Genomic DNA, 8,874 nt, shown 5'->3' with positions numbered 1-8,874 from the left:
GCGGGTCGCCGCGGGGATCGGATCCCGGGCGTAACTTGGCCGTCACCTGGGTTCCCGCGGCGTCCCGCGTCCAGCGTGAGGAGACTTCTTGGGCCATGCCCCCGGCGCCGCAGGCGCGTGGGGACGATGTCGCATTTCCGGAGGTGGGCGGACGGTTCGCCCGCAAGTCCGGACCGGGTCCCACCCGTGCGGCATCCTGTCTGGTCGATTCCAGAACCAAAGTGAGACTGGGCTGAACCCATTCTCCGGATCGGCCGTTGAGCGTGCGGCACTGCGAGCGCGCAGGCCTAAGCCGATTGCCGGAGGTGACGATACGCCGGGCATGGAAGAGTAGGTTCGATGGAACAGCCCGACGCTTGGCATCTGACGGACCGGCTCGATGCCGAACACGGCAAGGGCGATCCGTTCGCCGCCGCAGTCCGTGCCACGCGGATGGCGATGATCGTGACCAATCCGCGCCTGCCCGACAACCCGATCGTCTTCGCCAACGACGCGTTCCTGCGGATGAGCGGCTACGACCGCCAGGACGTGCTCGGTCGCAACTGCCGCTTCCTCCAGGGGCCCGACACCGACCCGGGCGCCGTGACGCTGATCCGGGAGGCCGTGGCGGCGCAGCGCGACATCGCGATCGACGTGCTGAACTACCGCAAGGACGGGTCGCCGTTCTGGAACGCCCTGTATCTCAGCCCCGTCGCCAACGAGGCCGGAGAGGTACTGTTCTTCTTCGCCTCGCAGCTCGACGTCACCGATCGCGTCGACGCGCATCTCCGGGTGCAGAAGGAGAAGGACCATTTCGAGGCCGAGGTCGCCCGCCGGACCCGCGACCTGACCGATGCCCTGGCCACGCAGACCATGCTGGTCCACGAGGTCGATCATCGGGTCAAGAACAACCTCCAGATGATCGCGGCCCTGCTCGCCATGCAGACCCGGGCGATCACCGATCCCGCCGCCCGCGCCGCCATGGAATCGATGCTGACCCGGGTCGAGGCCCTCGGCACGGTCCACCGTCGGCTCTACCAGTCCAACAACGTCGAGCGGTTCGACGTGGCCGAGTTCGCCCGCGATCTCGCCACCGACCTTGTCCGCGGTTCCGGGACGGACCGGATCCGCCTGCACTTGGACCTGGAAACGGTGGAGATCCCGGTGACCAAGGCCCCGCCGGTGGCGCTGATGATGAACGAGCTGATCACCAACGCCCTCAAGCACGCCTTTCCGGACCACCGCGCCGGCCGGCTTTCGGTGACGGTGGCGCCGGACGACCGCTACTTCACCATCAGGATCGCCGACGACGGCGTCGGCATGCCCGTGCAGGTCATGGAGCAGCGCTCGTTCGGCAAGCGGTTGATCGGCACCCTCTGCCGCCAACTCAATGCCAGCATCGCCTGGCAGGCGAACGATCCGGGCACGGTCGTCAACGTGCGCCTGCCCCGCGAGATGGCGACCGGTCTGGAGGCCACATGAGCGAGCCGATGCGGATCCTCGTCGTCGAGGACGAGGCCCTGATCCTGATGCAGATCGAGATGATGCTCGAGGAGGCCGGCTATCGCGTCGTGGGCACCGCCATGACGGCGGCGGAGGCCATCGCCCTCGTCCACGAGACACGGCCCGAACTGGTGCTGATCGACCTGCGCCTCGGCGACGATTCCTCCGGCGTGGACGTGGCGCATGCGGTGCGCGCCATCGGGGGCATCACGGCCGCCTTCATGACCGCCAACGCCCGGGCCCTCTCGGACGACCTGGAGGGCGCCACGGCGGTGATCGCGAAGCCGTTCACCGGCGCGGTCCTGGAGGAATCCCTGGCCTACCTGGAGGATTGCGTCCGCCGGCCGCCGCCGGCCGAGCTGGTGCCGGCGGGGATGCGCCTCGCCCCGGCCCTGCTCAAGAGCTTCGCCCAGATGCGACAGTGAACGCCGCCCTCGACACGTCCGGCGCGGCGCGTAGAGTGCCGGCCATGTCAAGCTTCCGCGTCGCCCGCCCGCTCCTGGCCACCTTCCTCGCGGCCCTGGCCGGCCTGCCCCTCGCCGCCCGGGCGGAGCCGTGCGACGACCTCGCTCAGCAGATCGCCGGGGCGATCGGCGGCAAGGTCGGCAAGCGCGCCGGGCCGAGCATCGACATCCGCCTGGCCGGTCCGATCAAGTTCGACGTGACCTGCAGGGCCGAGCCGATCGTGCAGGCGACCTCCGCGGAGCCCACCCCCTCGGCGGCCTTCTTCCGCGACCTCGCGGCCGCCTCGGAGATCCTGGTCGGGGAGCCGGCCGCGCGGGTCGAGCCGATCATCGACGACGCCTACCGGACGGCCCTGTCGGACCGCCGCAAGTCGTTCATCCAGCAGAACGGCTGGTCGGCCTCCTGCTACACCGACCCCGGCAGCAGCGCGATGCGCACCCTGTGCTCGGTGGGGCGCATCCCGCCGCGGTGAGACGTGCTTGACCGGCCCGGCGGCTGGCCCGATCCTGTTGTCGCCACTCGGAAGGAGTCCGTCATGACGGCCTCGCTCGCGGAACTCGCACCGCTCGATCTCCATCAGAGCTTCCAGGATTTCGTCGCCGCACGGCCGGATGGGGAAACTTGGGAACTCGTCGCGGGGCGCTTCCTCATGCAGGCCCAGCCGAACATCAATCATCAGATCATCGCCGGCAACTTGGATCGCCTCCTGACCAACGGGATCGAGCGCCTGGGGCTTCCCCGAATCTCCCTACAGAACCCAGCTGTCGATCTGAGACCCGCCCTGGAAGGGCATATCTACGTCCCCGACGTCGCGATCATTGATGCTGCCGAGGTGGAACCGGGTCGCAACGTGGTGTCGGCCTGCTTCCTCGCTGCTGAAATCATATCCCCAAGCGACCGCCGCAAGCCTGCCGGCACCAAAAGCCGGAAGATCGAGATCAAGCTCCTGGGCTACGAAGCTCTGCCGATGTGTGAGGCCGTGCTGCTCGTCGAGCAACATGCCTTCGACATCACCCTGTCGGAACGGACCGGATCCGACTGGGCCCGCCGCCGGCTGACCGACCCCGACGATCGTCTCGTCATCGCCTCGGCCGGGCTCGATTGCCGATTGGGCGATGTCTACGCCCGCACGATGCTGGTGCGGGCGTCGCGCTGATCAATACTCGATCACGTCCTCGAGCGCGTAGTGCTTCACGGTCTTCCGGTTGGCGATGAGCTCGTCCACGGTCGGCTCGCCCTTGAGGGCCCGGGCGATGGCGAGCTTCGTCGCCTCGTAGTTGGTGCGGTACAGGTCCTTGCGGTCGAGGTTGTCGTCCTCGGCGCAGCGCGGGTCGAGCCAGATCATGATGATCATGCACAGCTCGTCGAGACCGTCCTTGGGCAACACGCCCTCGATGATGCAATCCACGATCGCGTCGCCGGTGGCGGCCTGGACAATTCCGCCGAGCAGCTCGACATACTCGGCCGTGTGGATCGTCGCCTTGGTGGTCATCATCGTGGCCGGGCGCACCAGCTGGTTGAGGTCGCGCACCACGAACATCCGGGTGTGGCCCTGGACCTGCCCCATCATCGACGCGAAGGCCTGACCCACCGGCCCGCGCACCGAGCCGATCAGCACCTCGGGCATGGCGTCGGTGTACTGCCCGTCGGCGGCCAGGACGGTGGCCTCGCCGGTGCGGAACCAGATCTCTTGCATGTGTCGCGACTCCCCGTGTCAGGTCGCCCGGGGGAGACATCATCGAGGCGCCGGCGTCAATCGCTCCGGAGCGGCCCGACCCCGGCGTTCGCCACGGTCGGGCCGGCGCTCTTGAGGAACGTGGACAGGCGAGGCAGGGAAGCCGGGTGCGGCGCGACGCGGGAACAGTCCCGGGCGAGGGCCGTTCCGGCCGGAGCCTGCGGCGTCGTCTCGGGTCCTGCAGGCGGGAGGGATGTCATGGCGGAGAGCACGGAACGGGGGGGCGGCTGGAGCCTCCAGGCGAGCGCCGTGCCGGACGGGGTGCGGCTCGAACTCGCCCTCGCCGACCTCGGCGGCGGCCCGGTCACCGCGGCGATCGTGCTGGACCGGGCGGAGGCAAGGGCCTTCGCCCGCGCCCTGCTGGCGGCCGCCGGCGATGCGGCCGAGCGCACCTTCCCCAAGCCGGGCACCTGACCGGCCGGTCTCGGGTCTGGCGTGGCCGGCTCAGTTCATTGTTGGATGAAGCCCGGATTGCGGCCCGGCAGGCGCGGCACCACCGTGCCCCGCTTCTCGATCGGCGCGTCGCAGGCGTAGGTGAACTCGCTCTTCTGCGGATCGAACACGGTCTCGCCGGTGATCCGGCAATCCTCCCGCACGGTCTCGTCGAGATAGGCGCGGGCGGCGGTGCGGAACCGCTTCACCCGGGTCGCGGCCGGATCCGGATCGATCCGCACCTCGCTGAGATTGCAGCCGGTGTACTCGCGCAGGGCGTTCGAGACGACCAGCATCCGGCGCACCTGCCGGTTGTCGTAGACCTCGTAGGGCTCCTTGCAGCCGATGGTCACCACCTGCGGGGTGAGCGCCACGTAGTTGCGCGAGATATACGAGAACCCGGTGGTGCAGCCGGCCAGCGCCAGGCCGACGGCCCCGACACCGATGGGCAGAAGAGCCGCGCGTCGCATCCTCGTCATTCCAAGCCCAATTCCAGCCCAGTCTCGAAGCCGCCGGGACGATCCGCCTGTCCCGCCCTCCGGGGCAAGCATCAAGGCGCATTGAAACGGCCCCGCTTGCCCAGTCAATTCGTTTGTCGCCCGAGACCCCGTTCCGGGCGTCGGCGACCGGTCATCGCCCCACTCGCCGGTGGATGGCACGCGTGACAGGTTCTGTTGCTGTGCCAGGGCCGCTGAACGATCCGACCGGGCGGCGGCATCAGCCTTCGAAGACGTCCCCGACCAGCCGGCGTACGAAGTGGAACGCCTCCGTCGCCCCCGCGGCGACGCGTTGCTCGCCGCCCTCCCCGAGTTCGACCCGGTCGAGGGCGGCCGTGAAGTGCCGCCAATGCAACCCGCGTCCCTCGGGATGTCCGGCGAGATGGCGGGCGCCGCGGGTTTCCGACAGGCCGAGCGCCCTGGCTTCCTTGAGGAGGATGGCCGCGCCGAGATTCGAGCCTTCGGCGACGTAGAGCCAGCCCAATCCCTGCGCCGGATCGATCGTCCCGGGTCGGTCCTCGGACGCGCCGTCAGGGATGGTCGCTCCGACATCGCGCAGATCCTGCTGGATCAGGGGCAGTCGCCGCCTGCCGTCGAGATCGGGCAGGACATGTGCGAACGCGCCATCGCGATAGACCCGATCGACGACCGCATGGAAGCGGTACTGGATCTGAAGGAACAACGCGTAGCGCTCGAGGCTCGCGAACGGCTTTGCCGCCATGATGCGCCGGTCGAGCTGATCATGGGCTGCCGCGGTCGCCGTTCTCAGGCGCTTCACGCGGCTGCCGGTCTCGGCGATGTCGGATGATGCGGCGTCCATGCGATCTATGTCTGTCGTTCGGGCAAGGTGCCAGGGGCCGGGACGAGCGGCCCGCCGCGCCGCCCCGACCCTCCCGGCCTCCGGACCATTCCGGCGATTCAGATCACCGAGGCTGACCCGGGATCGTGCCGATCCGGCTCGGCCGGTTCTGCCATGGCGGCGCGGACGCGTCATGGCACATAACGGCCGCATCCGCACACAGCCGATCGATCAAGCTTGGCCGATCACGCTTGCGGAACACTTGCGGAACGTTTAACGTGTTCGTGATTTGTTTCCGCGACCGCATCTATGCGGTCCCCCAAGCCGCGAGTCCCCCGTCGATGCTCACGCGCAAGCAGCTGGACCTCCTGCGTTTCATCCAGAGCCGCATGCAGGAATGTGGCGTCCCGCCCTCGTTCGACGAGATGAAGGACGCCCTCGATCTGAAGTCCAAATCGGGCATCCACCGGCTGATCACGGCCCTGGAGGAGCGCGGCTTCCTGCGGCGCCTTCCGAACCGGGCGCGTGCCATCGAAGTGATCCGCATCCCCGAGAGCCTGTCCCAGCCGGCCGCACCGCCCGCGGAACCCCGCCGCTTCACTCCGAGCGTGGTCGAGGGCGGGAAGTCCAAGCTGCCGGCGCAGCCCGCGACCGCCCGGATGATCGACGACGGCGGCCGTTCCATCTCGATCCCCGTGATGGGCCGGATCGCGGCGGGTACGCCGGTCTCGGCGATCCAGAACCAGAGCCACGCCATCACCATGTCGCCGGACTTCCTGGCCGGCGGCGAGCATTACGCCCTTGAGGTCCGCGGCGATTCGATGGTCGATGCCGGCATCCTCGACGGCGACCTCGTGGTGATCCGCAAGCAGGACACGGCCAATACCGGCGACATCATCGTGGCGCTGATCGACGACGAGGAGGCGACGCTGAAGCGCCTGCGCCGCCGGGGTTCCTCGATCGCCCTCGAAGCCGCCAACCCGGCCTACGAGACCCGCGTTCTCGGGCCCGACCGGGTCCAGATCCAGGGCCGCCTCGTCAGCCTCGTCCGCCGCTACTGAAGCGGTTCGGCCGGCGCGTCGCCCGGCGCGGCCTCGGGACCGGGTGCGTCGGCCTCTGCCGGGAGCGGCTCACCGGGCGTCGGCGTTTCCGGCCGTGGGACAAGAGGCGAGGGCCGTAAAGCCGGCGACGGCCGCCAAGGCACGGCGCGCCCCGTGTCATGGGTATAGCGTGCCGTGAAGCCGTCCCGGTCGGCCCGGAGTGCGACGGCGCCTCGGGCGGCGAGAACCCGGCGGTCGATCACCAGCGGGCCCGTGCAGGTGGGCGGCGCGGCGAGCCGCGAGATCAGCACGGCCGCCCTGGCGCAATCCTCCGGGAAGGCGCGCCGGTCGCGGACCAGGGCGACTGCGCGGCCGTCCGGCAGGCGCGCGGTGCAGCCGAGCCTGTCGCACCGTCCGACGGCCGACCCAACCTGGATCACTGCCTTGGCCGATCGCCCGTCGCCATCCGCCTTCAGCCACTGCTCCATCACGAAAGCCGAAGGATTGCCGAGGGCCGACAGGACTCCGTCCGGCCCACGCACGGCCGCGCCACCGCCCTGCCGGTCGACGTACAGGTCGAAGCGCTCCGGAACGGCGGCGAGGCCGAGCCCGAGCAGGGCGGGCGGCAGGGCCAGCCAGCGCAGCCGCGACACCGGCAGCGTCGCCAGCAGCAGCCCGGCGGCCAGCATCGCCAGCGCGCCGGTGCCGAAGGCCGGCACAACCAGGACGGCCCGATCGAAGCCGGCGATCCACTCGGAGATCGCCAACATCCCGCCCACCGCCTGTCCCATCAGCCACCAGATCGGCCGGTCCAGGGCGAAGGGACAGGCCAGGACCCCGATCACCGCCGCCGGCATCACGACCAGGGACACCAGCGGCAAGGTCAGGGCGTTGCCGATCAGCCCGAACGGCTGAACCGTCTGGAAATGGTAGGTGGCGAACGGCGCCGTCGCGACCTGCGCCACCAGGGTCGTCGCGAGGGTGCCGATCACGGCCGAGAGTCCCCTGCCGACGAGCCGCTCGATCCGCCCCGCCCCGGGTCGCCGGAACAGGCGCCCGTCGATCAGCCGCGCACAGGCGATCAGCCCGGCCACCGCCCCGAACGACATCTGGAAGCTCGGTCCAAGCAGGCCCTCGGGTTCCCGCGCCAGGGCTATCAGGGCGGCCAGCGCGAGGTTGCGCATGGACAGTGCCGGCCGGTCGACCAGGATCGCGCCGAGCATGATCAGCGTCATGATCAGGGAGCGCTCGGCCGCGATGTCCCATCCCGAGAACGCGCAATAGGCGGTGACGCCCAGCATCGCGAAGCCGGCGGCGATCTTCTTGATCGGCCAGACCAGCGCGCAATACGGCATCAGCGCCAGGACGGCCCGCACCAGCCAGAACACCACGCCGGCGGCCAGCACCATGTGGAGACCCGAGATGGAAACGACGTGATAGATGCCTGCCGCCCGGAGCGCGTCATTGGCGGCCGGTCCGATCAGGCCGCGCTTGCCCGTGACCAGGGCCGCCGCCACGGCCCCCGCCTGCCCGCCCTCGGCCTGCGCGATCCGGCGCGTCAGCGCGTTGCGGGCCTCATCGAGCAAGGCCGCCAAGCGCAGGCGCAGAGGCGGCGGTGTGGGCGGCTCTCGAACCGTGATCGCACCGATCAGCGAGCCGACCGCGCCGAGTCCCTGAAAGTAGGCATCTCGCGCGAAGTCGTAGCCGCCCGGTCGTGCCGCCTCGGGCGGCGGCAGCAATCTTGCCGTGGCGGCGATGAAATCCCCGGGCCGCAGGGATGGCGCCTTTCGGAACGAGACCCGCACCCGAACCGGCTTCACTGCGGGTTCGAGCCCGGCGAAGCTCTCGACCCTGATCACCAGCCGGGCGCCGACCTCGCGCTCGTCCAGCGCCTCGATCATCCCGGTCAGCGGTCCGATTGTGGTGCGGGTGAGGATCGGCGCCGCGACCTGCGAGACCCGCCAGGTCGCCGCCGCGAAACCGAGGAAGCCGGCCGCCAGCGCCAGGCAGAGGGCGAGCGCCGCCGGCCGCGCGCCGAGGAACGGCGCGGGCGCGACGGCGAGCGACGCTCCGACTAGGGGGGCGGCGAGGAACGGCGTCCCGTCGGCACACCCGAAGAAGACCAGGATCCCGGCGCCGAACGCCACCGCCAGCCACGGGAACAGGCGGCGCTGCTCGACCTCCCGGGCGAGTCCGTCGGCGAGCCAGCCGTGCAGCGCCGGCATCGAAACCGGGCGCGTGCCAGCCAGCGCCACCGCGCCGCCCGCCAGCCTCGCGCCGATCCGCCGCATCTACCCCGCCCCGTAGCGGACGACTCACGTCCCGGCCTGGGATTCTTAACGCACCCATCGGCCCGTGCTACAGCGGACGCTTCGTGCTACGGGCGCCATGCCGTGCGACGGGCGCCGCCCTGACGCCCCGCAC

The 8,874-nt window shown here is 70.1% G+C and carries 10 protein-coding genes; 6 read left to right on the top strand and 4 right to left on the bottom strand.

Translation table 11 applies throughout. From position 1 onward, the window contains the following. The first annotated feature begins 339 nt into the window (after positions 1-339). The 4 genes from FV233_RS26405 (at position 340) to FV233_RS26390 (ending at position 3,103) form a co-directional block, all read left to right on the top strand. Complete coding sequence (locus FV233_RS26405) at positions 340-1,461, top strand: histidine kinase dimerization/phosphoacceptor domain -containing protein (protein ID WP_147855683.1); 1,122 nt, start codon at positions 340-342, stop codon at positions 1,459-1,461. Next, on the top strand, positions 1,458-1,907 hold the full coding sequence (locus FV233_RS26400) for a response regulator (protein ID WP_147899278.1): 450 nt from the start codon (positions 1,458-1,460) through the stop codon (positions 1,905-1,907). Before FV233_RS26405 ends, FV233_RS26400 begins: the two co-directional genes overlap by 4 nt. Positions 1,908-1,951: 44 nt before the next feature. Beyond that, positions 1,952-2,419: a hypothetical protein gene (locus FV233_RS26395; RefSeq protein WP_147899277.1), complete on the top strand. Its 468-nt coding sequence runs from the start codon at positions 1,952-1,954 to the stop codon at positions 2,417-2,419. A 63-nt stretch (positions 2,420-2,482) separates the two neighbouring features. After that, positions 2,483-3,103, top strand: a complete 621-nt coding sequence (locus FV233_RS26390; RefSeq protein ID WP_147899276.1) for a Uma2 family endonuclease — start codon at positions 2,483-2,485, stop codon at positions 3,101-3,103. Here FV233_RS26390 and fae read toward each other — a convergent pair whose 3' ends face one another. After that, positions 3,104-3,643 carry a formaldehyde-activating enzyme gene (gene fae / locus FV233_RS26385; RefSeq protein WP_092038463.1) on the bottom strand — a complete coding sequence of 180 codons (540 nt, stop codon included), beginning with the start codon at positions 3,641-3,643 and terminating at the stop codon, positions 3,104-3,106. A 237-nt stretch (positions 3,644-3,880) separates the two neighbouring features. On the opposite strand from fae, the gene FV233_RS26380 reads away from it, so the two are divergent. Beyond that, positions 3,881-4,096 carry a hypothetical protein gene (locus FV233_RS26380; RefSeq protein WP_147899275.1) on the top strand — a complete coding sequence of 72 codons (216 nt, stop codon included), beginning with the start codon at positions 3,881-3,883 and terminating at the stop codon, positions 4,094-4,096. Positions 4,097-4,131: 35 nt separating this feature from the next. Here FV233_RS26380 and FV233_RS26375 read toward each other — a convergent pair whose 3' ends face one another. Together FV233_RS26375 and FV233_RS26370 are read right to left on the bottom strand one after the other, a co-directional pair. Beyond that, positions 4,132-4,584: a hypothetical protein gene (locus tag FV233_RS26375; RefSeq protein WP_147855678.1), complete on the bottom strand. Its 453-nt coding sequence runs from the start codon at positions 4,582-4,584 to the stop codon at positions 4,132-4,134. 247 nt (positions 4,585-4,831) lie between these two features. Next, entirely contained in the window at positions 4,832-5,431 is a 600-nt protein-coding gene (locus FV233_RS26370; RefSeq protein ID WP_147899274.1) for a biliverdin-producing heme oxygenase, read from the bottom strand. Between the two features lie 320 nt (positions 5,432-5,751). On the opposite strand from FV233_RS26370, the gene lexA reads away from it, so the two are divergent. Then, positions 5,752-6,471, top strand: a complete 720-nt coding sequence (lexA, locus tag FV233_RS26365) for a transcriptional repressor LexA (protein WP_147855676.1) — start codon at positions 5,752-5,754, stop codon at positions 6,469-6,471. Here lexA and FV233_RS26360 read toward each other — a convergent pair. Further along, complete coding sequence (locus tag FV233_RS26360; protein WP_147899273.1) at positions 6,465-8,741, bottom strand: ComEC/Rec2 family competence protein; 2,277 nt, start codon at positions 8,739-8,741, stop codon at positions 6,465-6,467. The two genes, lexA and FV233_RS26360, sit on opposite strands and share 7 nt — an antisense overlap. Between the last annotated feature and the right edge of the window lie 133 nt (positions 8,742-8,874).

It is taken from the genome of Methylobacterium sp. WL7, assembly GCF_008040085.1.
Classification (GTDB): Bacteria; Pseudomonadota; Alphaproteobacteria; order Rhizobiales; family Beijerinckiaceae; genus Methylobacterium; species Methylobacterium mesophilicum.
Note: the sequence above shows the minus strand (reverse complement) of the source record. Positions and strands in the feature narration are given on the sequence as shown.

Bases quoted from the DNA above. Each gene is read 5' to 3' on its own strand.
- FV233_RS26360 (WP_147899273.1), bottom strand. From the start codon at position 8,741: ATGCGGCGGATCGGCGCGAGGCTGGCGGGCGGCGCGGTGGCGCTGGCT.
- fae (WP_092038463.1), bottom strand. From the start codon at position 3,643: ATGCAAGAGATCTGGTTCCGCACCGGCGAGGCCACCGTCCTGGCCGCC.
- FV233_RS26395 (WP_147899277.1), top strand. From the start codon at position 1,952: ATGTCAAGCTTCCGCGTCGCCCGCCCGCTCCTGGCCACCTTCCTCGCG.
- FV233_RS26380 (WP_147899275.1), top strand. From the start codon at position 3,881: ATGGCGGAGAGCACGGAACGGGGGGGCGGCTGGAGCCTCCAGGCGAGC.
- FV233_RS26390 (WP_147899276.1), top strand. From the start codon at position 2,483: ATGACGGCCTCGCTCGCGGAACTCGCACCGCTCGATCTCCATCAGAGC.
- FV233_RS26405 (WP_147855683.1), top strand. From the start codon at position 340: ATGGAACAGCCCGACGCTTGGCATCTGACGGACCGGCTCGATGCCGAA.
- FV233_RS26375 (WP_147855678.1), bottom strand. From the start codon at position 4,584: ATGCGACGCGCGGCTCTTCTGCCCATCGGTGTCGGGGCCGTCGGCCTG.
- FV233_RS26400 (WP_147899278.1), top strand. From the start codon at position 1,458: ATGAGCGAGCCGATGCGGATCCTCGTCGTCGAGGACGAGGCCCTGATC.
- FV233_RS26370 (WP_147899274.1), bottom strand. From the start codon at position 5,431: ATGGACGCCGCATCATCCGACATCGCCGAGACCGGCAGCCGCGTGAAG.
- lexA (WP_147855676.1), top strand. From the start codon at position 5,752: ATGCTCACGCGCAAGCAGCTGGACCTCCTGCGTTTCATCCAGAGCCGC.